The sequence below is a fragment of the Streptomyces sp. DSM 118878 genome (genome assembly GCF_052936595.1).
In genome coordinates this window covers 388,389-413,139 of the sequence record NZ_CP193622.1, presented here as the reverse complement: position 1 = coordinate 413,139, position 24,751 = coordinate 388,389, and the positions used below count along the sequence as shown (strand labels likewise).

Below are 24,751 nucleotides of genomic sequence, written 5' to 3'. Positions count from 1 at the left end.
CGCTAGTCCATCCGGAACCCCGCGGGCCCTCGCACCGCGGCGGCGGCGAGTTCACCGACCCGGGCGGCGGATACGGGCACACCGGGCGCCTGCTGGACCCAGGCCACGAACTCCTTGACGGAGAGGCCGGACGGCGGCTGCCCCACGTAAGGAAGGGCGTACAAAGGGGAGTTGGGTTCGCTGCGCCAACTGTCGGCCAGGTTGCCGAGGTCCACCGCGTCGAAGCCGAGGATGTCCAGCAGCTCGGCCACCTCCTTCTTGGCGTCCGGGTCGTCGCCGGAGAGCGGCAGCGCGGTACGGTCGGGGGCTCCGGCCGGGCGGAACAGCTCCGTCAACTGCTTGGGGCCGATGTTGTGCAACGCCTTCACCACCCGGGCATCGGCGAGGTGACGCTGCACCAGTTCGCTGGAGGTCAGCTCGTCGCGGTCGAGTTCCGGCACCGCGAAGCCGGAGTGCGGCGCGTAGTTCATCGGGTCGATCACGGTCTTGCCGGTGAGTTCCGCCCGGGGCAGTTGCGCGTGGGCGGCCAGCGGCACCGACGCGATGACCGCATCACCGGCGCTCGCCGCTTCGGCAGGGGTGGCCGCACGGGCCCGCTCGCCGAGCTCCGCGACGATATCGGCCAGCGTCCCGGGGCCGCGCGAGTTGCTCAGGACGACGTTCAGGCCGGCGTCGACGGCGCGGCGGGCGGCCCCGAGGCCGACCATGCCGGTGCCGATGACGCCGAGGGTTGTCGTGCTCATTGTGCTCTCCGTTCGTATTCCTCCGGCTCGCGGCATCCAGCGGGATGGGACCGCTCCGGCGGGCTCGTACCCATCACATCCGGAGTGACCTGCGTGAACAATGACCAGAAATGCTCAGCAGCGATCACAACATGTGATAGATCGAGTGGATGGAACTGAGAGCGCTCCAGTACTTCGTCACCGTCACCGAGGAGCTGCACTTCGGGCGCGCGGCGCAACGGCTGGGCATCGTGCAACCCGCGGTGAGCCAGCAGATCGCCCGCCTCGAACGCGAGCTCGGCGTGCGCCTGCTCGACCGCACCTCACGCCGGGTGCGGCTCACGCCGGCCGGCGAACGAGTGCTCGCCGCGGCCCGCAAGACCCTCGCCGCTGCGGCCCGGGTGCGGGTGGTCGCCGGCGAACCGGCGGCCGTCCTGCGGATCGGCGTGGCGTCCTGCGTCACGCGGCGGCTCGACCGGGCGGTGGCCCGCCTGAGCGACGGCGAACGCCCCGCCGAGCCGAAACTGGTCGACCTTCCGGTGGCCGCCCGCCTCGACGCCGTCCGCGACGGCGAGCTGGACCTGGCGCTGGTGCGGGGCGCGTTCACCTCCGCGGCGGTGACGGTGGCACGCGCCTGGTCCGAGCCGCTGTACGCCGTGCTCGCGCGTGAACACCCCGCCGCCCGCAAGCCCGCGGTCGGCCTGCACGACCTCGACCCGTACGGCCTGCGGCTGCCCGCCCGCGACACCGACCCGCCGATGCATGACGCGATCCTCGCCGCCCTGCCCGTGGCCCCGCCGCGGCCGCCTGCCGGGGACATGCTCAACGTGCTGTTCGAGGTGGGCCGGGACAACGAGGGCTGGACGCTGATGCCGGCCGAGCAACTCGACGCGGCCCGCTCCGAGCGGCTGCTCCAGATGCCGCTCGACCCGCCGGTGACCGTCGACGGCCACGTCGTCACCTCACTGGCCACTCCGGAGCCGTGCGTGGCGTCGTACGTGGCCGCGTTCGCGGACTGAACGCGCACCGGCTTCCGGCGGACGGCAAAAAACAGCGGACGGGCAGGACAGCGGACGGGCAAAAACAAAGGCAAGGAGATCGCTCGCTCTCCTTGCCGTTCTTAACTTATAGCGCACCGGGGGGCTTGCGGCAAGGCCCCGGGTATGGCGCAGAATCCTCGGCCGAGGCCACTACCTGCGGAAATGAGGGCACTACGTGAGCGGCCAGGGCAGTGCGAGCGGGATGGAACACGGACGTGTCAGGAGTGTGGCAGTGGTCGGGAGTGCGGCAGTGATCGAGCAGTACGTGGTGGGTCTCCAGGACATCGACGATACGCGGATCGCGCTTGTCGGCGGCAAGGGTGCGCACCTGGGCGAGCTGTCGCGGATCGAGGGTGTCCGTGTGCCGGCCGGCTTCTGCGTGACCACGGACGCCTTCCGGCGCGTCATGGCGGACGCGCCGTCGCTCGACGAGCGGCTGGAGCAGTTGTCGCGCCTGAGCCCGGACGACCGGGACGCGATCCGCGCGGTCAGCGCGGACGTCCGCCGGGTCATCGAGGAGATCGCGATCCCGGGTGATCTCGCGTCGGCGATCACCGATGAGCTCGCGCGACTCGGCGAACGGGGGGCCTACGCCGTCCGGTCCAGCGCGACCGCGGAGGACCTGCCGACGGCCTCCTTCGCCGGCCAGCAGGACACGTACCTGAACGTCATCGGGCCGACGGCGATCCTCCAGCACGTCAGCCGGTGCTGGGCCTCACTCTTCACCGAGCGGGCCGTGACCTACCGCCGGCGCAACGGCATCGACCACCGCACGGTCGGCATGGCCGTGGTCGTGCAGCGGATGGTGGTCCCGCACGCCGCCGGCATCCTGTTCACGGCCGACCCCGTCACGGGCGACCGGAAGGTCTCCACCGTGGACGCCGGGTTCGGCCTCGGCGAGGCCCTGGTCTCCGGCCTGGTGAACCCGGACGTCTTCAAGGTGCGGGACGGCGAGATCGTCTCCAGGACGATCGCAGCCAAGCAGCGTGCCCTGTACGCCCTGCCGTCCGGCGGCACGCGGGAGGTGGCCATCGATGCGCGGCGGCAGGAGCAGCCGGCGCTGACGGACCAACAGGTGAGGGAGCTCGCGCGGCTGGGGCGGCGGATCGAGGCGCACTTCGGCCGCCCGCAGGACATCGAATGGTGCCTGGCCGATGCCGATGCCGATGCCGATGCCGAAGACGATGTCGATGCCGGTTTCCGGATCGTGCAGAGCCGGCCGATCACGACGTTGTTCCCCGTCCCCGAAGCCGACGACGAGGAGAACCACGTCTACGTCTCCGTCGGCCACCAGCAGATGATGACCGACCCCATGAAGCCCCTGGGGCTCTCCATGTGGCAGCTGACGGCCATGGTGCCGATGCAGGCGGCGGGCGGAAGACTGTTCGTCGAGGTCACCCCGCGCCTGGCCTCGCCCGCGAGCCGCGCCGGTCTCCTGGACCTCCTGGAGAAGGGTGATCCGCTGATCAGGGACGCGCTGGAGACCGTCCTCGACCGCGGCGACTTCATCCCGACGTCTCCGGACCCGCGTCCCGGCGAGGCACCGGTCGGCAAGGCGCTCACCCCGATCGCGAACGATCCCGCCATCGTCACCGCACTGATCGAGCGCAGCCGGACGTCCCTGGCCGCCCTGCGGCGCGACATCCGGACGAAGACCGGACCCGCGCTGTTCGACTACCTGCTGGAGGCCTTCGACGAGCACAAGCGGCTCCTCGGCGATCCGCTGAACATGCAGGTGATCACGGCGGGCATGGAGGCCACGTGGTGGCTCAACGACAAGCTGCTGGAGTGGCTGGGGGAGAAGAACGCGGCTGACACGCTCACACTGTCCGCCCCCGACAACATCACCTCGGAGATGGGCCTCGCGCTGCTCGACGTCGCCGACGCGATCCGGCCGCACCCGGAGGTGGTGGCCTTCCTGCACGGCGTCCAGGACGAGGACTACCTGGACGAACTGCCGAAGCTCCCGGGCGGGACCGAGGCGCGCGACGCCATCGAGGCCTACCTCGACCGGTACGGCATGCGCTGCGTCGGCGAGATCGACATCACGAGGCCGCGCTGGCGCGAGCGCCCCACCGCGCTCGTGCCCGTGATCCTCGACAACGTCAGGAACTTCGGGCCGGGAGCGGCCGAACGGCGCTTCGAGCAGGGGCGGCAGGAGGCCGAGAGGAAGGAACAGGAGGTGCTGTCACGCTTGCGGGCCCTGCCGGACGGCGAGCGGAAGGCCGACGAGACCAAGTGGATGATCGACCGAGTCCGCACCTTCGTCGGGTACCGGGAGTACCCGAAGTACAACATCGTCAGCCGTTCCTTCGTCTACAAGCAGGCCCTGCTGGCGGAGGCCGAGCGCCTCGTGGAGGCCGGTGTGCTCTCCGAGAAGGAGGACATCTTCTACCTCACCTTCCCGGAACTCCACGAGGTCGTCCGCTCGAAGCGGGTGGATGAGCAGCTCATCCAGGAGCGCAAGGAGGCCTTCCGCTCGTACGAGGCGCTGACACCGCCCAGGGTGCTCACCTCCGACGGCGAGGCGATCTCGGGGGCGTACCGGCGCGAGGACGTGCCGGACGGTGCCCTGGTCGGTCTGGCGGTCTCCGCGGGGACCGTCGAGGGGCGGGCCCGCGTCATCCATGACATGGCGGAGGCCGATCTGGAGGCGGGCGACATCCTGGTCACGGCCTTCACGGACCCGAGCTGGTCGCCGCTGTTCGTGGCGGTCAAGGGCCTGGTGACGGAGGTGGGCGGCCTGATGACCCACGGCGCGGTGATCGCCCGGGAGTACGGCCTGCCGGCCGTGGTGGGCGTGGAGCAGGCCACCCGCCGGATCCAGGACGGGCAGCGGATCCGTGTGCACGGATCGGACGGGTACGTCGAGATCCTGTCGTGACGCGGGCCACGCCGCGGGCGTCCGGGCAGCGGGCTCAGCGCGACTGGTCGGTGGGTGGCCGGGCCGGGGCCCTCAGTTGGGCCGTCATGCGCTGCTCCTCCGCCGAACGCCGTTGCTCACGGTAGAGGTCGCGCGCGTTCGTCCACGCCTCGCGGGCGCCGTCCCGGTCGTCGCGCGCGGCGCGGACGTCCCCGACCTTCGCCCAGGTGTCGGCCTCGCGGTTGGCGTTGCCGATGGCACGGAAGTGCCTGAGTGCCTGTTCGTAGGCGTGCAGGGCGCGTCGGGTTCTGCCGGTGCGCCACATGATGTGGGCCAGGGTGTCCCAGGTGGCGGCCTGGCCCTCCCCGTCCCGGTGGTGCTTGAGCAGCGGCAGCGCCTTGAGGCAGTGCTCCTCGCCGCTCGCGTAGCGTCCCAGGCAGGCCAGGGCCCAGCCCGTGCCGTTGAGGGTGTTGGCCTCGCCGACCTGGTCGCCGAGGAGCCGGTAGCCGTCGAGTGCTTCCGCGAAGTGGGGGAGGGACCTCTCGTGGGCGTCCATGCGGACGTGCACCTCGGCGAGCGCGTGGTGGGTGCGCGTGAGGCCCGCGGTGTCGCCCTGGGCGGCGAAGCTCGACAGGGCCCCTTCCATGTGCGGCAGTGCGTCCTCGTACCGGCCGGCCTGGGCCAGTGCCACCGCGAGACGCAGGCTCGTGTGGGCCGCGAGGCGCGGATCGTCCAGCGCCGCCGCCGCGTCCAGTGCCGCGGACCAGGCCTCGATGCTCTCCGTGAACAGCCCGCGCCGCCAGCGGAACGTGTGCAGGGACCACGTCAGCCGGCACACCTCGGAGTGCCATTGCCTGCGCCGTGCGATCGCGGTGATCTCCCTCAGGCACGGGTACTCCGCCTCGAACCAGGCGAGGGCGCTCTCCGCGTCGTCGAAGGCCAGGGGGAAGGCCAGGGGCTCGGTCCTCGGCCGGTGTGCCGGGAGGGGGGCGTCCGCGGTGCGGTGGGGGTCGAGGGCCTGGTGTGCCGCGTGGGCGTTGCTGACGTAGAAGTCGGCCAGGCGGTGCACCAGTTGGTCGCGTGACTCGGCGGGCAGCGCCGCCGCCTGCTCCTCGGCGTACAGCCTGACCAGGTCGTGCATGTGGTACCGCCCGGGGCGGTGCTGACGTACGAGGCAGGCTTCCTCCAGGACGCGCAGGACCCGGCGTGCCTGGACCGGCGTGCGGTCCAGGAGATGGGCGAGCGCCAGGAGGTCGAGGTCCAGGTGCGGGGTCAGCCCCAGCAGGCGGAAGGCCTGCGCGGCTTCCGGTTCCAGCGCCTGGTGGGACGAGGCGAACAGGATGCGCAGGTTGGTGGAGACCTCACCGGCGTCCAGAGCGTCGAGGCGCGTGTGGGGGTCCCGCAGCTCCTGGGCGAGCTGGCGCAGTGCGGGCGCGGGAAGGCCGACCGCGTGCGCGGCCGCGATGTCGAGGGCGAGGGGCAGCCCGGCACATGAGCGGACGATGTCGCGCAGCGCGGGTTCGGTCTCGGTACGAGCGCTGCCGACGCGCCGTGCGAAGAGCCGGGCCGACTCCGCGTCGGGCAGCACTGCGAGGTCCACCGAACCGGCGCCCCACCGCACCTTCAGGGCGCTCAGCCTGTTCCTGCTGGTGACCAGCGTCAGACAGCCGGGAGTCGCGGGCAGCAGCGGCATGACCTGGTCGCTGTCCCTGGCGTTGTCGAGCAGTACGAGCATCCGGCGCTCGGCCATGAGAGTGCGGTAGAGGGCGGCGCGCCCCTCGGTGTCCGGCGGCATCTCGCGGTCGACGGCGCCCAGTGCCACGAGGAACGCGTGCAGGATGTCGCCGGGTGGTGTGGGCGGGGTGCCCGGGCTGAATCCGTGCAGTTGGGCATAGAGCTGGCCGTCGGGAAAGTCTCCGAGATGTGCGTGGGACCACTGGAGGGCGAGCCACGTCTTGCCGACCCCGCCCATGCCGCCGATGACGGAGACCGCGGGTGCCTCGTGGCCGGTGCGCGCGCCGGTGTGCCGGTCGAGGAGTGCCAGCGTGTCGTCGCGTCCCAGGAATCCCGTGGGGCGCGCGGGCAGTTGGCGTGGGGTGCGGGTGGGTGGCCGGGCGGAGGCGGGTGTCGCCCGGGAGGGTGGTTCGGCGGGGGCGAGCATCAGGTCGTCGGACGAGACCAGCATGCGCTGGTGCAGTTCCTGGAGCCGGGGGCCAGGGTCGACGCCCATGGCGTCGGCGAGCTCTCTGCGCAGTCGCTCGTACGCGGCGAGGGCGGCGGCGTGCTGGCCACCGCGGTACAGGGCCAGGATGTGCTGGTGGGCCACGCGTTCGTCCAGGGGCTGCTCGGCGGTGAGCGCTGTCAGCGCGGGGACGAGATCGGCATGGCGTCCCTCGTCGAGCAGGAGCTCATGGTATTCGAGCCGCACACGCAGGTGCTCGGCCTCCAGGGAGATCCTGTACGCGTCCAGCCAGTCGGAGGTGAGCCCCGCGAACGGCCGGCCCCGCCACAGGGCGAGCGCCTCCTCGTACCGCCGCTTCGCCTCCCCGGCGGTCGCGCCACGCGCCTGACCGGCCAGCGTACGGAACCGGGCCAGATCCACGAGGGCCGCGTCGGCCCGGAGCGTGTACCCGGCGGACGAACGCACGATGTCCCAGTCCTCCTGGCCGGCGGAGGTGGCCCGCAGGGCCCGTAGGCGGGAGATGTAGCTGTAGAGCGTGGCCGGGGCCCGCGGCGGGGGCGCCGTGCCCCACACCCGGTCGATCAAGGTGTCCAGGGACAGCGGCCGATTGACGTCGATCATCAGCAGCGCGAGGACGCAGCGCTGACGAGGGGACCCGGGGACGATGTCGGAACCGCCGGAACGGATGACCACATCGCCCAGGAGCGCGAACCGGACACTCATGCGACTCCTTCTTGCTGCACGGCTTCGCCGGGGCTGCTGCCCGCGGATTCTGCCGTTGCAAGAAAATAGCAAGGTCGTCACAGGACGAGTACGGCAGATTGGTCACGGACGAGGCCCGCACCAACCCGACGCGCCGGTTCTTCGCCCACGGGGGTGGCGGAGAGCCGGCGCGTCGTCGCGGTCGAGCAGCGGTTCCGGCGCGTCACACACCGGCGGGACCGGACCCGGCCCCAGTCCCGGCCTCAGTCCCGGCCCCGGCCGGGATCGGACAGCCGAGGGGAAGGACTCGCTCACCCAGGCTGCCCATGACATGCGTGTCGGTCACTGAGACGTCCGTGAGCCACTCGACGGATTCCAACTGCTCGACGAGTGCGGCGAGTTCACCCGCGTCGACGGCGCACAGCGCGGCCAGGTCCTCGATCTCCAGGCCCTTGCCGCGGGCGCCGAGGCGCCCCTCCGAGCTGCTGTGGGCGGCGCAGGCGAGCGCGAGCAGTCGCGCGGCGGCGGGCAGCTTCTTCTTGCGCAACTTGCGCTCGCCCACGGCCTTCTGCGCCCATCCGGACAGCTTGGCCCGCGCCGTCTTCCCCAGCCCGAGCACTCCATTGACGCCGTCGGGGGCCAGGAGCGAGGGCACGGAGACCTGGGTGGGGTTGTCGGAGCCGGAGTCCAGCAGCTCGGTCACGGAGCCGGGCAACCGCAGCCAGTCCGCGTCCACGAGGCTCTGAAGGACCTGCTCGGCATCGCCCAGCGGCCAGCTCTTCAGATCGAGGCCGGTGACGTTTCCGGTGCCGCCGCACGCGGAACGCAGAGTCAGCATCAGCACCACCAGACGTGCTTCCGGGCCCGGCACCGGCGCGTGATCCCGCACGTGGGACAGGACGGCACGCGCGCGCTCCCAGTGGTTGGGCCCGGTCAGCAGGCGCGCGACGGCACCCTCGACGTCCTCACCGGTGCGCTGCACATGCTGGGCTCGGGCGGCGGCCGCGGCCTGTTCGGCACGCCGCGCCTCGGCCCGCAGGCTCTCGTCACCCGTCACGTCGGCCCAGGTGATGAAGGCGAGCGCCTTGCGTTCGTGCAGGCCGGCCAGTTGGGGCAGGTCCGGCTCGGCGGCCTTCTGGTAGGCCCGGAAGGCGTCGCCGAGCTCGATGAGCTCATCCCGTAGAACGGTCGGTTGCAGATCATGCGGGACGTGGCGTTGGGCGATCTTCCCCGACCTCCTCGCCCTGCGGGGCTTCGCCACGGCCGCGCGCGGCGCGGGCAGCAGGTCGCCGCCGGCCGAAGCGCTGCCGGAGGTGGTGTTCGGCAAGGGCGCGGAGAACAGCGGGACCCCGGCCCCGGAGGCACCGGTGGGCGCGGGAGCCTCATCGGCGCCGCCGACCGGCGGCGCGTCAGGGGCGGTGGCCACCACGCGGGCGGCGGGATGGACGGCCGCGCAGCGCGCGCAGCACTCCCAGGCCCGCCACCAGCGCCCCATGGGGTCGGTGATCACGGCGAGCACGACCGCGCCCCCGCACTTCCAGGCCGGCCCCGCGGAGCCCCGGCCGGCCGTCTCGGCGTGGCCCTGGCACCCGTCGGCACGGCACGCGCACGCCGCGTCGCGTCGTGGGCCTCCAGCCGCTCGAAGATGCGCCTTGAGGTGCGCGGCGGCGAAAGCCCGCCCCTGAGCGGCCGAGTCCAGGCGCTGCGGCGTGCAAGCCGCTCGGCTGCAGTCGACCTTCACCGCCGCGACGCCGCGCCCCGCGGCATCCAGACGGACCGTCCACACCCGTGCCGTCACGTGCTCGCCCGCCACATGTGCCTCTGCCATGAACTGCCCCTTCCCGCTTCACCGAGGGCCCGGATCCGCTGGCCATCATCATCTGCCACCGGCGGCCACGAGCCGCGCAATGGACGAGGGCCACGCCGCGCCTCCGGCGTCGGAACGCTGGTCAGCGCATGCCCGAGTGTCACCGAAGCGAAGTCAAGTTCACGCTGCGGAAGCTGACGAGTGATGACGGATGGGGCAAGGGCGGTCCGAAGCGGTGGGATTCAGCGAGGAATGACGGAGCCTGGGCGCACGGCGCACGTCAGCCGGACAGCCGCTCAGGACCCACCGGGGCCCATGTTCTGCTGCACGCCGTTGGCTTCACCCAAGCCGTGCGCGTAGCCCTGCCGCGCTGCCGAGCGCTCCAGAGCTCCGCGCTCTCCCGACCCCGACCTGCGGCGCAGCACCAGCAGGCACAGCGCGATCACGACCGTGAAAGCGACCGCCAGCGCGATGATGAGACTCATACGACCCCCCTGTGTTCCGGCGGGATGACCCCGCTTCTACAACGTACACACTTTGTCCGGCGCGAGGGCCTCGAGATCCGCGATGCTGCCCGACATGATCGTGCGCACATGTTCGGTGATGTGTTCGGCGGGCCAGTCCCACCAGGCCAGCGCCAGCAGCCGGTCGACGTCCCCGGCCTCGTACCGCGTACGGATGAGACGGGCCGGGTTGCCGCCGACGATGCCGTAATCGGGTACGTCACCGGTGACCACGGCGCCGGAGGCGATGATCGCGCCGTGCCCGATCCGTACGCCCGGCATGACGGTCGTGCCGTGGCCGAACCAGACGTCGTTGCCGACGACGGTGTCGCCTCGGCTGGGCAGGCCGGTGAGCAGGTCGAAGTGGTCGGACCACGAGCCGCCCATGGCGGGGAAGGGGAAGGTCGAGGGGCCGTCCATGCGGTGGTTGGCGCCGTTCATGATGAAGCGCACGCCCGTGCCCAGCGCACAGAACTTGCCGATGACCAGCTTCTCGGGGCCGTAGTGGTACAGCACGTTGCGTGTCTCGAACGCGGTCGCGTCGTCCGGGTCGTCGTAGTACGAGAACTCCCCGACCTCGATCAGTGGCGAGGTGACCAGTGGCTTCAGCAGCACCACGCGCGGTTGCTCGGGCATGGGGTGGAGCACGGTCGGGTCGGCGGGGACGCCGGTGGGGACGTCGGCGGGAACAGATGGCATGACGAAGTGCTGCCCTTTCAGGGGATGTTGGGGGTGTTGGGGGTGTTAGGGGTGTTGCGGGGACGGGGGTGATGTCTGTGGGGCCGCGGGCCTCAGTGCGTGCCGGCGGACATCGACGCCGGCCGCAGGGCCAGGTGGGTGCCTTGCCAGCGCCGGCGCAGTCGGCGGTCGTGGCTGACGATGACGAGGGTGCCGTGGTACCCGGCCAGCGCGGTTTCCAGTTCCTCGACGAGGGCGGGTGACAGGTGGTTGGTGGGTTCGTCGAGCAGCAGGACGTCGGACGGCTCGCTGAGCAGTCGCGCCAGGGCGAGGCGTTGCGACTGCCCCGTGGACAGCCGGCCGACCGGCACCGTGAACTGGTCGCGGTCGAACAGGCCGAGCGACAGCAGCCGTTCCGCGTGTTCGTCGGCGTCTCCCGCCCTGCCGCGGGCGAAGGCCGCCAGCACGGTCTCGTGCGGTTCCCCCGGGCGCGGCTCCTGCGGGAGGTGGCCGATCCGGCCGCGGCGGACGACGCTCCCGCTGTCGGGGGCGACCTGCGCGGCCAGCACGCCGAGCAGGGTGCTCTTGCCCGTTCCGTTCGGCCCCGTGATCAGCAGGCGCTCGCCGGCCTTGACGGTGAGGCTCGTACGGTCGAGCCGGTCGGTGACGGTGACGTCCGTGGCGTCGAGTACGACGCCTTCCAGGTTGCCGGAACGCAGTACGGGAGTGAAGCGCAGCGGCTCCGGCGGCGGTGGGACCGGGTCGGCGAGCAGGCGGCGCAGGCGCTCCTTGGCGTTGCGCACCCGGCCGGCCAGTGACTGCTGCACCCGCCCGCCCGCCCGGTCGTACGCCATCTTGTTGCCGTCCTTCATCGCCCGGCCGGGGGCCACTTGGCGGGCGGTGGTCGCGGCGGCCTCGCGGACCCGGTCGACGTCGGTCCGCCACTGGTCGTACGCCTGGGCCCAGCGCTGCCTGGCGGCGGCCTTCTCGGCGAGGTAGCCGGCGTAGCCGTTGCCGTAGCGGACGACCTGGCGGCGGTCGGCGTCGACCTCCAGCAGGCTGGTGGCGACCCGTTCGAGGAAGACGCGGTCGTGGGAGACCGTCACGGTGGTGCCCCGCCGGGTGCGCAGGTGTTCCTCCAGCCAGTTCAGGGCGGTGTCGTCGAGGTGGTTGGTCGGCTCGTCGAGCAGCAGCACCTCCGGCGCCGCCGCCAGGACGGCCGCCAGCCGCAGGCGCACCTGTTCTCCGCCGGACAGCGTGCCCGCGGGACGGTCGCGGCCCACGAGGCCCAGGCCGAGGCCGTGCAGGGCGCGTTCCACCCGGGCGTCGGCGTCGTAGCCGCCGCGCAGTTCGAAGACCGTCAGGAGTTCGCCGTACTCGCCCATGACCGACTCGTCGCCGTCGGCCATGGTGGCCTCCAGGCGACGCATTCGGTGCTCGACGGAGCGCAGATCGCTCAGGGCCCGGTCGATGACCTGCTGGACGGTCGCCCCCGGTGCCAGTCGCTCGTCCTGGGCGAGATAGCCGACGCCGCCGGTGGACTGGACGACGACCTCGCCCTGGTCGGGCCGCTCACGGCCCGCGAGCAGGCGCAGCAGGGTCGTCTTGCCGGAGCCGTTCTCGCCGATGATGCCGGTGCGCTCGCCCGCGGCGAGCGAGCACGTCACCGAGTCAAGGACGGGCCTGCCGTCGAAGAACTTGCTGACGGCGAGCGCGGTGATCTGTGTGGGCATACGGGAACTCCAAAGCATTCGAGGACGAGGCGGCGGTCATGGGCCGCGGGGCCGGGCGAACACTTCGGAAGAACATTGATCACTCCACTAGTGCGACAACTGATGCATTAAGATGTTGCCACACCGCCGCCCCTTGAGCAACGGATTACCGCGATGACATCCACGCCGACGCCCGGACCGACGCCCGGACCGACATCCGGGCCCGCATCCGGACCCGCATCCGGACCCGCATCCGGGCCGACGTCCGGACCGACGTCCGGGCCGACGCGGCGCCGCCCCGGGGGGCGTACCGCCCGTATCCGCACGCAGGTGCTCGACGCGGTCCTCGCGGAGCTCGGGGAACATGGCTACGACGGGCTCACCATGGAGGCCGTCGCCGCCCGCGCGGACGTGCACCGCACCACGGTGTACCGGCGTTGGGGGGACGTCGGCGGCCTGCTCGCCGACGTGTTCGACTCGGCGAGCGCCGATGACTGGCAGCCACGGGACACCGGCTCGCTGGAAGGCGACCTGGCGGCGCTGAACCAGGAGATCCAGGACGCCCTGCTGGCGGAGCCGCCGATCGTCGCGGCCCTGATCGCCGCCTCGTTCCGCTCCGAGAAGGCCGCCGACGCCCAGCGGCGGCTGTGGGAGGACCGGTACGCCCGGAGCGAGATCACCGTCGCCCGAGCGGTCCGGCGCGGCGAACTCCCGCCGCACACGGACGCCCGCCGGCTGCTCATCGCCGCCACCGCGCCGCTGTACCACCAGCTCGTGCTCCTGCACACGCCACCCGACCCGCGCCTGCCGGGCCACGCGGCCAGAACCGCCGCCCTCGCCGCGGCCGCGAGCGCCTTCGCCGAGCCGCCGCCGCCGTCGCCGTCGTAGGCGCCGGCTCGTGCCTGTCGCCTCAGTCCAGGTCGGACATGTCGAGCACGAAGCGGTAGCGGACGTCGTTTCGCCCGAGCCGGGCGAGTGCCGTGTCCACCTGTGACGACGGGAGTACTTCGACGTCGGCGGTGACGCCGTTGTCGGCGCAGAATCGCAGCATCTCGGCCGTCGCCCCGCGGCCTCCGCTGCCCGCGGAGCTGAGCTTCTTGCGGCCGATGAGCAGGTCCGTGGCCTCGATGGTGACGGGGCCCAGGTGCCCGAGGAGGCTGAGGGTGCCGTCCATCGCCACCAGCTTCAGATACGGGGCGAGCTCGTGCGGGGCGGAGATGGTGTCGATGACGACGTCGAAGGTGTCGCGCGCCGCGGCCATCTGCCGGGTGTCGGTGGAGTCGATGAGATCGTGAGCGCCGAGCTCGCGGGCGTCGTCGCGCTTGTCCTGCGTACGGCTGACGACGGTCGTGGTGGCGCCGAGTGCCACGGCCATCTTGACCGCGAGGTGGCCCAGGCCGCCGAGCCCGGCCACGGCGACGCGACTGCCCGGCCCCACGCCGAGGTGGTGCAGGGGTTCCCAGACGGTGACGCCGGCGCACATCAGCGGGGCGGCCGCGGCCGGGTCGAGACCGGAGGGGACTAGATAGGCGAAGGTGTCGCGCACGACGTACTCGCGGGAGTAGCCGCCCAGGGTGGTCGACCCGTCCTGCCGGTCGGTGCCGCCGTAGGTCAGGGTCGGGAAGGAGTGGCAGAAGTTCTCCTGGCCCGCTTCACACATGGCGCACGCGCCGCAGGAGTCGACGATGTTGCCCACCCCGACGCTGTCGCCGACCGAGAAGGCGGTCACCTCGGGGCCGGTCCCGGTCACCACGCCGGTGAATTCGTGGCCGGGCACCAGGGGCGCTTTCGCGTGCTGGTCATAGGCGTGCAGGGCGTGCAGGTCGGTGTGGCACACGCCGCAGTGGTCCACCCGCAGCGCGATGTCGTCCGGGCGCAGTTCGCGGCGCTCCAGCGAGGTGCGCCGCAGCGCCGTCGGGCCGGTCGCCTGCCATCCGGTGGTCGTTCGCATGCCTACCCCTTAAACAGACTGTTCGGTCTGCCGAGTCTAGGCATGGCGCCGCAGCAAAGTAAACCAACTGTTCTGTTTGGTAGGGTGCGGGCATGCCGGAACAGCCCCAGACCTCGCGAGGCGCCGCGACCTACCAGCGCATCCTGGACGCCGCCACCGAAGAGTTCGCCCAGCACGGCATCGCCGGGGCGCGCATCGAACGCATCGTGACGGCGGCGCGCACCAACAAGGCGCAGCTCTACGCCTACTTCGGCGACAAGGAACGGCTCTTCGACGCGATCTTCCTCAGCTCGCTGGAGCGCATCACCAACGTCGTGCCCATCGACGCCGACGATCTCGCGGAGTGGGCCGTTCGTCTCTACGACGAATACCTGCGCCGCCCCGACCTCATCCGGCTGGCGACCTGGACACGACTGGAGCGCCGGCCCACCGGGCACCTCGTCGAGACGCACCAGCACTACGACGACCGCAAGCTCACGGCCATCGCCGAGGCCCAGGCGGCCGGGCGGGTGCGCGCGGGCGACCCGTTCGACATCATGGCCATGGTCATCGCCATGTCCATGGCCTGGTCACCGGTCAGCAACGTCTACGCGGCCAGCGGCCAGGAACCCGATGCCGTCCACGGCCGGCGCCGCGCCCTGCTCCGCGACTGCGTCCGCAGCGCCACCGCGGGCAGGGACGACGCGTGACTCCTGGCCCCGGGTCACCGCCCCCGGCCCCGGGCCCGGTTGCTCCCGCACCGGACAGAGGGGACGTACTACCCTTGCGGCGTGATCAACCCCAGCAGGGCTGCCGGTGGCGGCGGCACGACCGGTGCGGGCCGTCCGGCCAATCAGGGGCGGCGGGTCGCGGCCCGTAACCGCGCCGCCCTCATCGCCGCCGCCCGCGAGGTCTTCGCGGAACAGGGCCTGGAGGCCCCGCTGTCAGCGGTCGCCCGGCGTGCCGGGGTCGGGCAGGGCAGTCTCTACCGGCACTTCGCCGACCGCGTCGCCCTGGCCTCCGCCGTCCTGGAGGAGAACGTCCAGCACGTCGAGGAGGCCGCCGCCGAGCCCGCCGCGAGCCTCGACAGCGTCCTCGGCGTGATCACCTGGCATCTGACCCGCTCGACGGCGTTCGTCGACATGCTGCGCATACGGGGCGACATGCTGCGGATACGAGGTGACGACGAGCTCGCCCAGGCGCTGGCCGGGCGCGTCCAGGCCGTTCTCTCCCGGTGCCGTCCCGTGGGCCACCGACTGTCCGCCGACGACCTCATGCTCGCCATCGCGATGGTCTCGGGAGCCGTCACCGGCCCCACCGTGGCGGAACGCGAACGCCGTGCCCTGGCCGCCTGGAATCTGCTCGGCGTCGAGGTGGGGCCGCTGCGACCGGTCGAGACCGCCGTCGACGAGTGACCGTCAGCCGCCGTTGGACTGCCGGATGCCCTTGGCCAGTGCGGTGAACGTGAAGACGTATCCGCCGGCGGGGCCGCTGACGGTCATGTATGCCTTCTTGCCGCCCGGCGCGATGGCGACATTGGTCGCCGACTCCAGGCCCTCGGCGGCCTTGGCGGGGATCTCGACGGTGGCCAGACGCTCCCCGTCCGGGCTGTGGACGGCCATGGCCGGGCGGCCGTGCAGCGCCTGGTAGAGGTTGCCGTCGGCGTCCACGGCGATGGAGTCGGTCTGGGCCACGCCGGCGTTCACGTGAATGGCCTCGTGCTGGGAGGTCACGGCGGTCTTGTCGGCGTCGAGCAGCAGGTAGGAGATGGTGTTCTCGGCGAGCTCGCTGATCCACAGTCCGCGCAGCCCACGGTCGAACATGACCCCGTTGGGGTGGGCGAGTCCGTCGGCCAGGACGGTGGCCTTCTCGCCGTCGCGGTCGATGCGCACGATGCGGCCCGTGGCCTCGCCCGGCTTCATGCCGTGCAGATCGCTGGCATACAGGTTGCCCTCGTCGTCGAAGGTGATGTCGTCGAGGTTCGTGGGGGAGCCGTCGACCTCACCGGAGAAGAACGTGCGCGGGTCGGAGCCGTCCGGCTCGATGCTGACGACGGACCCGTGGTAGTCGGTCAGATAGAGGCGTCCGTCGTACGGGCTGCGCTGCGCCGAGGTGTAGGCGCCGGTCTTGTCGGTGTAGACGCCCTTGTGCTCACCGGTGGCCAGGTCGACGGAGATGACCTTGGGTTCACCGGGGGGCGCGGTGACGTCCACGACATACAGGTCGCCGTCCTCGTCGAGGACCGGTCCCTCCAGGAGCGTTCTGCCGGTGGCCTCGTGAGGGTCGGTCACGTGCGCGACCTGGGTGGCCCGGATGGTCCTGCCCTCGCCTGACGACGCGGAACGCGAGGCGGCAGGGGCGGCGGGGGCGGTGGTCTGGGTGCCGCATCCGGTCAGGGCCAACAGGCCGAGGACGGCCGTAGCGGCCAGAGCGGAGAGGGCGGCGCGGGGGCGCGAGTGGTGTGTACGGGTACGGTCCGTGGTCATAGGGGGTGCTCCCTTCTGACGTCCGGGCGGTGGCGCGGACGTGCGGATGAGCGGCGCAGGGGGCGGCGGCCGTGCTGTGGGCGCGGGCGGTGTCCGGGTGGGTCGTCCCTCAGGCGGCCGACCAGCCGCCGTCCGAGGGCAGGATCGCGCCGTTGATGTTCACCGCGTCCTTGCTGAGCAGGAAGGTGATCGAGGCGGCCAGTTCCTCCGCCCTGGCCAGCCCCGGGATCGCCACCCGCATCTTCGCGGTGCGGACCGAGCCGTACGGGGCGGCGACGGGCCTGTGGATGCCGGTGGCCACCGCCCCCGGGGCGACGGCGTTGACCTGTACGCCCGTGCCCGCGTACTGATAGGCCGACGACATCGTCAGGCCGACCAGCGCGTGCTTGGACGTCGTGTAGGCGGCGCCGGCCGCAGAGCCCCGCAGGGCCGCCTCGGAGACGATGTTGACGATCCGGCCGCCGCCCGCGGCGAGCATGCCGGGCGTCACGGCGCGCATCAGCCGCATCGGGCCGTCGACGTTGACGCGCATGACGCGTTCCCAGGTCCTGTCGTCGACCTCGTGCACGGCGGCGTCGTCGTCCATCACGCCCGCGACGTTGGCCAGCGCGTGCACGCGGCCGCCCGCGGCGGCCAGGACCGCGTCGGCGGACGCGGGCTCGGTGACGTCCGCGGCGACGGGCTCCACCGCGGCCCCCAGTTCGGCGGCCAGGGCAGCGAGTCCGTCGGCGGAGACGTCGACGGCGACCACGCGGCCGCCCTCGCGCACGACGCGGGAGGCGACGGCCTTTCCGATGCCGGAGGCGGCACCCGTGACGACGACGGTCTGGCCACCGAAGCGGCCGGGCGTGACCTGCTCGGTCCACGGCTCGGGGGCGCCGATCTCGACGCCCGGGGGCAGGACCTGCCCGGCGGAGGGGTCCTTCAGCGAGTCGCGCAGCGGGGACCCGGGGGTGAGGTTCGACATCGGAGGCCTTTCGTGTCGGGGCGCGGAGGCGAAGCCGGGGTGTCGGCCACACCCAACCGGACAACAGTGTCCGGTTGGTGGGTTACGGTACCTGGGACCGCGCGGGACGCCCCGCACAGGGGCACCGATCACGCCTGCGCGGAGTCCGATGACCTCCCCCACGAGAGGACTTCACACCGTGCCTCTGCCGCAGTGCGCCACCCCGCCCACCCCGCAGGAGATCGCGGTCCTGCGCGAGCGCTACCGCCTTGAGCGGGAACGCCGCGTACGCCCCGACGGCCCACGCCAATACCGCCCCACGCAGGCCGAGTTCGGCTACTTCGCCACGGACCCGTATGCCGGTGAGGTGACGGAGCGCGAGCCGCTGCGCGACGTGGTGGACGTCGCCGTCGTCGGTGGCGGGTTCGGCGGCATCCTGGCGGGCGCGCGTCTGCGCCGGCAAGGTGTCGCCACGGTCCGTGTCATCGACAAGGGCGGTGACTTCGGCGGCACGTGGTACTGGAACCGCTACCCGGGCATCCACTGCGACATCGAGTCGCACGTCTATCTGCCGCTGCTCGACGAGACCGGATTCGTGCCCGAGTGGAAGTACCTCCCGGGCGAGGAGATCCGCCGCCACGCGGTGCGCATCGCCGAACAGTTCCAGCTGTACGAGCACGCCCTGTTCTCCACCGCCGTCACCTCCCTGACCTGGGACGAGACGGCCCAGCAGTGGGTTGTCGGGACCGACAGGGGCGACGAGTTCCGGGCCACCTACGTCATCACCGCCACCGGCACGCTCTCGGAGCCCAAACTGCCCGGCATCCCCGGCATCGAGGACTACCGCGGCCACACCTTCCACACCTCCCGCTGGGACTACGCCTATACCGGCGGCAGCCCGGAGGGCGGCATGACCGGCCTGGCCGGCAGACGGGTCGGCGTGGTCGGCACCGGCGCCACCGGGGTGCAGGTCATCCCGAAGCTGGCCGAGGACGCCGGACACCTGTACGTCTTCCAGCGCACCCCCTCCGCCGTGGACGTGCGGGGCCAGCAGCGCATGACGCCGCGCCAGGTCGGCGCCGACCGGCCGGGCTGGGCCGCCGAGCGCCGCGAGAACTTCCTGCGCATCTGCTCGGGAGAGCCCGCCGAGCGGGACATGGTCGCCGATCGCTGGACGGAGTCGGCCGGCCTGCTGGAGAAGCTCCTGCCCAGCTTCCGCCGCCACGGTGAACCGGACTTCGAGGCCGCCTACGAGGTCGCCGACCACGCCACGATGAACACCATCCGCGCCCGCGTGGCCGCCGAGGTCACCGACCGCGCCACCGCCGAGGCCCTCAAGCCCTGGTACCGGTACGCGTGCAAGCGCCCCACGTTCTCCGACACGTACCTGCCCGCGTTCAACCGCGCCAACGTCACCCTCGTGGACACGGCCGGGACCCACGGCATCGAGCGCATGACCGAGCGCGGCGTCGTCGTGGGCGGGGTGGAGTACGAGGTCGACTGCCTGGTGTTCGCCACCGGGTTCTCCGTGGGCGTCTCCGGCATCACCTCGGACCAGCTCCCGGTGACCGGCCGCGACGGCGTGCGGCTCCTCGACGTACTGGCGCGGCGGGGCCCGCGGACCCTGCACGGCTTCACCAGCAACGGCTTCCCGAACCTGATCCGGATGGGCGCGCTGCAGAACGCCAGCAGCGTGAACTACACCCACATCCTGGACGAGCAGGCCGTGCACGCCGCGGCCCTGGTCGCCGCCGCCGAGGACAAGGGCGCCCTCGTGGAACCCACCCCCGAGGCCGAGGACGCCTGGGTCGCGGTCTGCGCGGAGGGCGCCCCCGACCACGCCTGGTTCCACGCCGAGTGCACCCCCGGCTACTACAACCGCGAGGGCCGCGGCCGCCCCAACGGTCCCACGGCGTATCCGCACGGTGCCGTCGCCTTCCACGACCTCCTGCGCCGCTGGCGCGAGGAGAACATGGGCGAGGCCCTGCAAGCCAAGCCGGCCGCCGCGGACTGACAACTCGGCGCGGATGCAAGGCCGATGGCATAATCACCGGACCACGTACCACCTGCCACTACTGGCCACTACCTGCCATCACCTGCCAGGTCAGCGATTTCGCACATGCTGGAGCAACGCATGACGTCACAGTCCTCCGCAAGCCGCATCGACACGAGCAGGGCCCACCCGGCGCGTGTCTACGACTGGCTGCTGGGGGGCAAGGACAACTATCCGGTCGACCAGGACGTGGCGGAGAAGCTGCCGCCGGAGGCGCGGCTCAACGCCCTGCGCAACCGGGCGTTCATGCACCGCGCGGCGGCCTGGCTGGCGGGCGCGGGCATCGACCAGTTCCTCGACATCGGTACGGGCATTCCGACCGAGCCGAACCTGCACCAGATCGCGCAGGGCATCGTGCCATCGGCGAGGGTCGCCTACGCCGACAACGACCCCATCGTGTTGCGGCACGCCGAGGCGCTGCTGGTCAGCAGCCCCGAAGGAGCCACCGACTACATCGAGGCCGACGTACGGCAGCCCGAAGCCATCATCGAGCACGCCCGTACGTTCCTGGACTTCACGAGGCCCGTCGCGCTGTCCATGATCGCGCTGATGCACTTCGTCACCGACGAAGAGGACCCCTACGGTCTGACGCGGACGCTGCTCGACGCGCTCCCGTCGGGCAGTTACCTCATGTTCTCCCACGGCACCACGGACGAGCACCCGCATCTGGTGAAGTCGGTGACGAAGACCTACCGCGAGGGCGAGATCCCGTTGCGCATGCGGACGCGCGCCGAGGTCGAGCCCTTCTTCGAAGGCCTGGAACTCCTGTCACCGGGACTGGTCACGGCGACCCGGTGGTACAAGGACACACCGGCACCCACCGAGGAGCTCAGCGGCTTCTACGTCGGCGTCGCCCGCGTCCCGTAGCCCGGGCGAGCGCACCGCGCCAAGGTGAACCCGCGGCCTGAGCCCCGGTTCAGGCCGCGGTCAGCCGGTCCAGTTCCTCCCCGATCGCGCTCCGCAACGCGTCGTGCCGCGCGGCCAGGGCGTGGTGCTCGTCGTGCCAGTGCTCGCGCGCGTAGAGCCAGACCGGCATGCGGACCAGCTCCGGAGGTTCCCACTCGAACCGTGGCCACACGTGGGCGTGCAGGAAGGCGTCGGTGTTGCCGAGGATCTCCAGGTTCACTCTGCGGAAGGCGGGATCGAGCCGCCGGCAGGCACGCTCGACCGCTTCGCCGAGTACGTCCATGTCCGACAGGAACGACAGCCTCTTCGCCTTCGGCAGGTCGGAGAGGCGCTGCACGAGCGGATCGTCGACGAGCAGGACCGAGTATCCCGGCAGGAACTGCACGTCGCCGATCGCCGCGAACCCGGCCCGCAACCGCCGCAGCACGGTGGGGTTCTCGCCGCGCAGCGCGCTTCCGATCCGGTCCCCGCGCCAGCCGTTGGTCATGACGGCAACTCTAACCGGGCTTCGAGAGTGTGTTCCGGATGCGGTGGCGTGGTTTGGTCTGGCGTGGTGGACGGGTGAGGGTGATCTGCCGGACGAGCTGTTGGAAGCAGGCGAGAGCGGCCAGCGCGGGGAGCGCGGCCGCTGCCGCCTCGACCGGGGCGCGGGGCGCCTGTGCGACGCACAGCAGCATGGAGACCGTGGAGAACAGCAGCACGACCGCCCAGGAGTGGACCGCGCGGCGCCGATGGAGCGCGGCACGGAGGATCGACAGGGAGGCGACCATCCACGGGCCGTAGACCAACAGGGGCCACCAGCCGACCGCGGTGGCGGAGGTGCGGTACTGGGCGAGGTGGCGCAAGGGGTCGTAGCTCACGATGCCGCCGAAGACGCACACCATGGACACGACGACAGCGGCGAGCGCGGCGAGGAAGAAGCTGGTGGTGCGCAGTGCGCCGGGCCCGCGTCCGCGCGACCGGGAACGAGAGCGGGAACGGCGGCGACGGCGGGCCGGGGAGGGGCGCAACGGCGGCAGCTCGCTGGTGATCTGGGTGAGCCCGGCGAGCCGGTCGTCGCCGAACTCCTCGCCGTCCGGTAGTTCGGTGTCGTGCGCAGGGGGATAAGCGCTGTTCCGCTCGTCTTCCATGGCCTGGTGCAACAGGTGGGCGAGTTCCTCTGCCGGGTCCCAGTGCACGTCCAACGGGTCCAGCGGAGCAGCGGGTTGCTCCCACGCGGGGGAGTGACCGGCTGCCGCCTGGTTTCCGTTGGCAGGCCCCTGGGCGGGCCCCGGACGGCTGTGACGGCCCCGCGTCTCATACATGGGCGACGACCTGCGACCGGAGTTCGTGGCAGTGGACGCCGCACCCTTTGGGGGTGCTCGCCAGGGTGGTGAAATGGGCCTCGATCAGGCCGAGTTCGGCAAGAAGGTCCTCCAGCAGCTTGGCGGAGTATCTCAGATCGACTCGTCGGTAGTCGTCCTGAAGGGTCGCGCGCGCGTTGCCGGCGAGGGCCGGGGTGAAGACCCACGCCCCCATGCGGACCGCGGACGTCGCACCGCTCATCGTGCTGGCCAAGAGGTTTCCTGAAACATACGTTGGCCTTGCTGTGGTCATATCCCGTCCAACGGACCCGCCTTAGGGAAGATGCGTGGCAAACGGGTGGCCGACATGTCGCATATTGCGCCTTTCAGTCTAATGATTATTGGTTCCGATGGCAGAGCCGCGGCAGCCTCTTTCAGCCGGAGGGGCCGGCGGGAATCTCAGCCGCGCCCAGCGAACGACGTCGTGGTGAACGCGGTCTTGTCCCGTGCCGTCGTGCCATCCGTGATCCACCAGTGCGTCGGCCTCTCGCCGTACAGTCCGAAGAGCGTTCCGGCGCCCCAGTTCAGGATCAGCTCCTCCTTGCCGTCGGCGTCGAAATCGGCGGCGGCGTACGGGCGTGCGTGCCGCCACCCCGCCGGGGTCTTCTTGCCCTTCGCCCGGGAAGGCCCCTCCCGGAGCATCTCCGTGCGGTCCTTGTCGCCGTCGATCAGCAGCGCGCCCTCATCCGTGGCGACGAGCACACCGTCCTTGCCGTCGCCGTCCGGATCCGCGGAGGTGTAACCGCCCGGCCCGTAATAGGAGTTGGCGTCACTGCGCGGGATCTTGTGCGTGACGGGGGTGCCGCCCTTGCCGGGGTAGATGGCCAGCGAGGCGTTCACCTCCGGCTCCTCCGTCTCGTGGCCCGGCTCGTTGTTGCGGCTGCCGTCGTCGCCGATGGCCAGATCGCGGAGGCCGTCACCGTCGTAGTCACCGAACGCCACAGCGTTGCCCTCGCGCAGCTCGACGGGGGTGCGCGAAAGGCCGCTTCCGGTGCGCGCCGGGTAGAGCACGCCGCCCGTCTGCTCGCCGTCGTCGCTCTCGTGGACCAGCAGACCGGTCGCGCGCGCCTTGCCCGACGGATCGATGTCGTCCGCGGCGAGCCAGCCTCCCTCGCCGGGCCGGTGATCGGTGCGGGCCGCGGTGCCGGAGCGGGTGAAGGGGCCGTACAGCAGGGTCACGGACCCGTCCTGCCGTAGCGTCGCGATGTCGTGGTGCCCGTCCCCGTCGAAGTCGCCCCGCGCCGGAGCGGACGTACCCGGGCCCGAGCCGGCGTCCGGTACCTGGACCGGGGTCGGCTCCGCGTCGGCCTCGGGCCCCTTGGGGCCGCCCCAGGCCACGGTCGGCGCCCCCTGTTCCCCGGAAGCGCCGCTGTCCCCGGTCGCGCCGCTGTCCCCGGCCGTGGAGACGAAGTCGGGATAGCCGTCGCCGTCCAGGTCAGCGGTGACGACGGTGCCGGGAGCGTAGTCGTACACCGTGTGCGTCGAGGGGACGAGCCCTTTGGCGGAGCCGAAGACGACACCGGTCCGCACGTCGCCGTTCTCGCCGCGGGAGGGCACGGCAAGGAGCAGATCGCGGTGCCCGTCTCCGTTGATGTCGTCCGGATCCTTCGACCCCTTGCCGTCGGCGGGCGGCGGGCCACCCTCCGACGGGGTCACGACGGGATTGGCGTCCCGGGACGGCCGCTTGTCCGCCGTCCGCGTTCCGTCGCCGCATCCCGCCGCGAAGAGAGCGAGTGCGGAGCACAGGACGAGGGCGCGGACGCCGGGAGCGGTTCGGTCTGCCATGCGCCCACCTAAACCCCGCGCCCGTACGCCTCTCCAGGGGCGCCCGAAGATCGTTGCTCAGTCGTAGTGGGACAGTGTTCCCCTGGAGTGCGCCGGAGCCGGTGCTGACGGGGAGGAGAGACGGTGGGCGGGTATCGATCGGAGGCGACGGCCGCTGTGATGCGGGAGGCGGCGCGTGCGCTGATCGCCGTGCTGGAGCCGGCGCAGGTGCGGGAGCTGCGCGCGGGACCCGCCCGGCTGGACGCGCCCGAGCTGCGGGAGTGGACCTATCTGCCGGGCCCGCGCCCCGGGCTGCCCACGGAAGGCCTCGACGCCCGGCAGCGCGAGGCCGTCGACGCCCTGCTGGCCGCCGCGCACAGCGCGGCGGGAGCGGAGCTGGCCCGCGGGGCGATCGAGGTGGAGCGGCACCGCCGCACCCTGGCCGGCGCCACGGGTGGCGACCGCTACTGGGTGCGCCTCCTCGGCGACCCGGACGGCGACGGTCCGTGGGGGTGGCGGATGAACGGCCACCACCTCGCCGTACACGTCACGATCACGGCGGCCGGCATCCGGGTGACGCCGCACTTCATCGGTGCCGAGCCGGCGCGGATCGCGGACGGGCCGCGGGCCGGCCGTCGGCTGCTGGGGCCCGAGGAGGACCTGGCCAGGGAACTCGTCGCGGGCCTTCACGCCGGCCGACGCGCCGAAGCGGTGTTCGCCGCCGCACCGCCGGACGACATCCTGACCCGCGACGATCCCTTCGCCGATCCGGACCGGCTGCCGGCGGGCCTGTCGTACGCCGACATGACCCCCGGTCAGCAGGTGCTGCTTGAGCGTCTGGTGCGCCGCTACCTGGACCGCGCGCCCGCGGCGTACGCGCGGGAGTGCTGGTCCGACACCGTGGCGCGTGGACCGGACGCCCTTTCCTTCGCCTGGGCCGGTGGCCGCGCACCGGGCGACCGGCACTACTACTGCGTTCGCGCCCCGGACTTCCTCATCGAGTACGACAACACGCAGGACAACGGCAACCACGCCCACTCGGTCTGGCGCCACCTGCGCCACGACTGGGGCGCCGACCTGCTCCGCGCGCACTACACGGAACAGCACGGATGAT

At 71.8% G+C, this 24,751-nt stretch carries 21 protein-coding genes; 8 read left to right on the top strand and 13 right to left on the bottom strand.

The genetic code is table 11. The features are described 5' to 3' along the window. Positions 1-2: 2 nt before the first annotated feature. Positions 3-743 carry an NADPH-dependent F420 reductase gene (locus tag ACRAKF_RS01715; protein ID WP_447034885.1) on the bottom strand — a complete coding sequence of 247 codons (741 nt, stop codon included), beginning with the start codon at positions 741-743 and terminating at the stop codon, positions 3-5. Positions 744-892: 149 nt separating this feature from the next. Between ACRAKF_RS01715 and ACRAKF_RS01710 the strand changes: the two genes are divergently transcribed. Together ACRAKF_RS01710 and rph are read left to right on the top strand one after the other, a co-directional pair. Continuing rightward, positions 893-1,741: a LysR family transcriptional regulator gene (locus ACRAKF_RS01710; protein ID WP_447034884.1), complete on the top strand. Its 849-nt coding sequence runs from the start codon at positions 893-895 to the stop codon at positions 1,739-1,741. 271 nt (positions 1,742-2,012) lie between these two features. After that, a complete protein-coding gene (gene rph / locus ACRAKF_RS01705; RefSeq protein WP_447034883.1) occupies positions 2,013-4,646 on the top strand; it encodes a rifamycin-inactivating phosphotransferase in 2,634 nt (877 codons plus the stop codon). Positions 4,647-4,680: 34 nt separating this feature from the next. On the opposite strand, the gene ACRAKF_RS01700 is transcribed toward rph, so the two are convergent. From ACRAKF_RS01700 to abc-f, 5 genes are all read right to left on the bottom strand, one after another. Continuing rightward, complete coding sequence (locus tag ACRAKF_RS01700) at positions 4,681-7,530, bottom strand: AfsR/SARP family transcriptional regulator (RefSeq protein ID WP_447034882.1); 2,850 nt, start codon at positions 7,528-7,530, stop codon at positions 4,681-4,683. A 202-nt stretch (positions 7,531-7,732) separates the two neighbouring features. Then, on the bottom strand, positions 7,733-9,337 hold the full coding sequence (locus ACRAKF_RS01695) for a hypothetical protein (RefSeq protein ID WP_447034881.1): 1,605 nt from the start codon (positions 9,335-9,337) through the stop codon (positions 7,733-7,735). A 275-nt stretch (positions 9,338-9,612) separates the two neighbouring features. Further along, positions 9,613-9,801, bottom strand: coding sequence for a hypothetical protein (locus tag ACRAKF_RS01690; RefSeq protein WP_447034880.1), 189 nt, complete (start codon positions 9,799-9,801; stop codon positions 9,613-9,615). Between the two features lie 36 nt (positions 9,802-9,837). Then, complete coding sequence (locus ACRAKF_RS01685) at positions 9,838-10,518, bottom strand: CatB-related O-acetyltransferase (RefSeq protein ID WP_447034879.1); 681 nt, start codon at positions 10,516-10,518, stop codon at positions 9,838-9,840. Between the two features lie 92 nt (positions 10,519-10,610). Then, positions 10,611-12,230 carry a ribosomal protection-like ABC-F family protein gene (gene abc-f / locus ACRAKF_RS01680; RefSeq protein WP_447034878.1) on the bottom strand — a complete coding sequence of 540 codons (1,620 nt, stop codon included), beginning with the start codon at positions 12,228-12,230 and terminating at the stop codon, positions 10,611-10,613. 309 nt (positions 12,231-12,539) lie between these two features. Here abc-f and ACRAKF_RS01675 point away from each other — a divergent pair, with 309 nt between their 5' ends. Then, positions 12,540-13,097, top strand: coding sequence for a TetR/AcrR family transcriptional regulator (locus ACRAKF_RS01675; RefSeq protein ID WP_447034877.1), 558 nt, complete (start codon positions 12,540-12,542; stop codon positions 13,095-13,097). A gap of 22 nt (positions 13,098-13,119) precedes the next feature. Here ACRAKF_RS01675 and ACRAKF_RS01670 read toward each other — a convergent pair whose 3' ends face one another. Continuing rightward, positions 13,120-14,160, bottom strand: coding sequence for an NAD(P)-dependent alcohol dehydrogenase (locus tag ACRAKF_RS01670; protein WP_447034876.1), 1,041 nt, complete (start codon positions 14,158-14,160; stop codon positions 13,120-13,122). 92 nt (positions 14,161-14,252) lie between these two features. On the opposite strand from ACRAKF_RS01670, the gene ACRAKF_RS01665 reads away from it, so the two are divergent. Then, on the top strand, positions 14,253-14,849 hold the full coding sequence (locus ACRAKF_RS01665; protein ID WP_447034875.1) for a TetR family transcriptional regulator: 597 nt from the start codon (positions 14,253-14,255) through the stop codon (positions 14,847-14,849). Positions 14,850-14,930: 81 nt separating this feature from the next. Continuing rightward, complete coding sequence (locus tag ACRAKF_RS01660) at positions 14,931-15,554, top strand: helix-turn-helix domain-containing protein (RefSeq protein WP_447034874.1); 624 nt, start codon at positions 14,931-14,933, stop codon at positions 15,552-15,554. Positions 15,555-15,557: 3 nt separating this feature from the next. Here ACRAKF_RS01660 and ACRAKF_RS01655 read toward each other — a convergent pair whose 3' ends face one another. Together ACRAKF_RS01655 and ACRAKF_RS01650 are read right to left on the bottom strand one after the other, a co-directional pair. Continuing rightward, the gene (locus ACRAKF_RS01655) at positions 15,558-16,625 is read right to left on the bottom strand and encodes an SMP-30/gluconolactonase/LRE family protein (RefSeq protein ID WP_447034873.1); all 1,068 of its coding nucleotides are present in this window, start codon (positions 16,623-16,625) and stop codon (positions 15,558-15,560) included. Positions 16,626-16,734: 109 nt separating this feature from the next. Next, positions 16,735-17,592: an SDR family NAD(P)-dependent oxidoreductase gene (locus tag ACRAKF_RS01650; RefSeq protein ID WP_447034872.1), complete on the bottom strand. Its 858-nt coding sequence runs from the start codon at positions 17,590-17,592 to the stop codon at positions 16,735-16,737. A 148-nt stretch (positions 17,593-17,740) separates the two neighbouring features. Here ACRAKF_RS01650 and ACRAKF_RS01645 point away from each other — a divergent pair, with 148 nt between their 5' ends. Together ACRAKF_RS01645 and ACRAKF_RS01640 are read left to right on the top strand one after the other, a co-directional pair. Beyond that, positions 17,741-19,585 (top strand): flavin-containing monooxygenase, encoded by a 1,845-nt coding sequence (locus ACRAKF_RS01645; RefSeq protein ID WP_447034871.1) that lies wholly within the window; start codon positions 17,741-17,743, stop codon positions 19,583-19,585. A 120-nt stretch (positions 19,586-19,705) separates the two neighbouring features. Further along, a complete protein-coding gene (locus ACRAKF_RS01640; RefSeq protein WP_447034870.1) occupies positions 19,706-20,491 on the top strand; it encodes an SAM-dependent methyltransferase in 786 nt (261 codons plus the stop codon). 49 nt (positions 20,492-20,540) lie between these two features. Here the strand turns inward: ACRAKF_RS01640 and ACRAKF_RS01635 are convergent, their stop codons facing one another. From ACRAKF_RS01635 to ACRAKF_RS01620, 4 genes are all read right to left on the bottom strand, one after another. Beyond that, positions 20,541-21,017 (bottom strand): diadenosine tetraphosphate hydrolase, encoded by a 477-nt coding sequence (locus ACRAKF_RS01635; RefSeq protein WP_447034869.1) that lies wholly within the window; start codon positions 21,015-21,017, stop codon positions 20,541-20,543. Positions 21,018-21,027: 10 nt separating this feature from the next. Beyond that, on the bottom strand, positions 21,028-21,708 hold the full coding sequence (locus ACRAKF_RS01630; protein ID WP_447041750.1) for a DUF2637 domain-containing protein: 681 nt from the start codon (positions 21,706-21,708) through the stop codon (positions 21,028-21,030). A gap of 118 nt (positions 21,709-21,826) precedes the next feature. Further along, positions 21,827-22,087, bottom strand: a complete 261-nt coding sequence (locus tag ACRAKF_RS01625; protein ID WP_447034868.1) for a hypothetical protein — start codon at positions 22,085-22,087, stop codon at positions 21,827-21,829. A gap of 185 nt (positions 22,088-22,272) precedes the next feature. After that, the gene (locus ACRAKF_RS01620; protein WP_447034867.1) at positions 22,273-23,658 is read right to left on the bottom strand and encodes an FG-GAP repeat domain-containing protein; all 1,386 of its coding nucleotides are present in this window, start codon (positions 23,656-23,658) and stop codon (positions 22,273-22,275) included. Between the two features lie 123 nt (positions 23,659-23,781). On the opposite strand from ACRAKF_RS01620, the gene ACRAKF_RS01615 reads away from it, so the two are divergent. After that, the gene (locus tag ACRAKF_RS01615) at positions 23,782-24,750 is read left to right on the top strand and encodes a DUF3500 domain-containing protein (RefSeq protein WP_447034866.1); all 969 of its coding nucleotides are present in this window, start codon (positions 23,782-23,784) and stop codon (positions 24,748-24,750) included. Position 24,751: the final 1 nt, after the last annotated feature.

Coding starts and splice junctions, on each gene's coding strand:
- ACRAKF_RS01715 (WP_447034885.1), bottom strand. CDS start 743: ATGAGCACGACAACCCTCGGCGTCATCGGCACCGGCATGGTCGGCCTC.
- ACRAKF_RS01710 (WP_447034884.1), top strand. CDS start 893: ATGGAACTGAGAGCGCTCCAGTACTTCGTCACCGTCACCGAGGAGCTG.
- ACRAKF_RS01700 (WP_447034882.1), bottom strand. CDS start 7,530: ATGAGTGTCCGGTTCGCGCTCCTGGGCGATGTGGTCATCCGTTCCGGC.
- ACRAKF_RS01695 (WP_447034881.1), bottom strand. CDS start 9,337: ATGGCAGAGGCACATGTGGCGGGCGAGCACGTGACGGCACGGGTGTGG.
- ACRAKF_RS01690 (WP_447034880.1), bottom strand. CDS start 9,801: ATGAGTCTCATCATCGCGCTGGCGGTCGCTTTCACGGTCGTGATCGCG.
- ACRAKF_RS01685 (WP_447034879.1), bottom strand. CDS start 10,518: ATGCCATCTGTTCCCGCCGACGTCCCCACCGGCGTCCCCGCCGACCCG.
- abc-f (WP_447034878.1), bottom strand. CDS start 12,230: ATGCCCACACAGATCACCGCGCTCGCCGTCAGCAAGTTCTTCGACGGC.
- ACRAKF_RS01670 (WP_447034876.1), bottom strand. CDS start 14,160: ATGCGAACGACCACCGGATGGCAGGCGACCGGCCCGACGGCGCTGCGG.
- ACRAKF_RS01665 (WP_447034875.1), top strand. CDS start 14,253: ATGCCGGAACAGCCCCAGACCTCGCGAGGCGCCGCGACCTACCAGCGC.
- ACRAKF_RS01655 (WP_447034873.1), bottom strand. CDS start 16,625: ATGACCACGGACCGTACCCGTACACACCACTCGCGCCCCCGCGCCGCC.
- ACRAKF_RS01650 (WP_447034872.1), bottom strand. CDS start 17,592: ATGTCGAACCTCACCCCCGGGTCCCCGCTGCGCGACTCGCTGAAGGAC.
- ACRAKF_RS01645 (WP_447034871.1), top strand. CDS start 17,741: ATGACCTCCCCCACGAGAGGACTTCACACCGTGCCTCTGCCGCAGTGC.
- ACRAKF_RS01640 (WP_447034870.1), top strand. CDS start 19,706: ATGACGTCACAGTCCTCCGCAAGCCGCATCGACACGAGCAGGGCCCAC.
- ACRAKF_RS01635 (WP_447034869.1), bottom strand. CDS start 21,017: ATGACCAACGGCTGGCGCGGGGACCGGATCGGAAGCGCGCTGCGCGGC.
- ACRAKF_RS01620 (WP_447034867.1), bottom strand. CDS start 23,658: ATGGCAGACCGAACCGCTCCCGGCGTCCGCGCCCTCGTCCTGTGCTCC.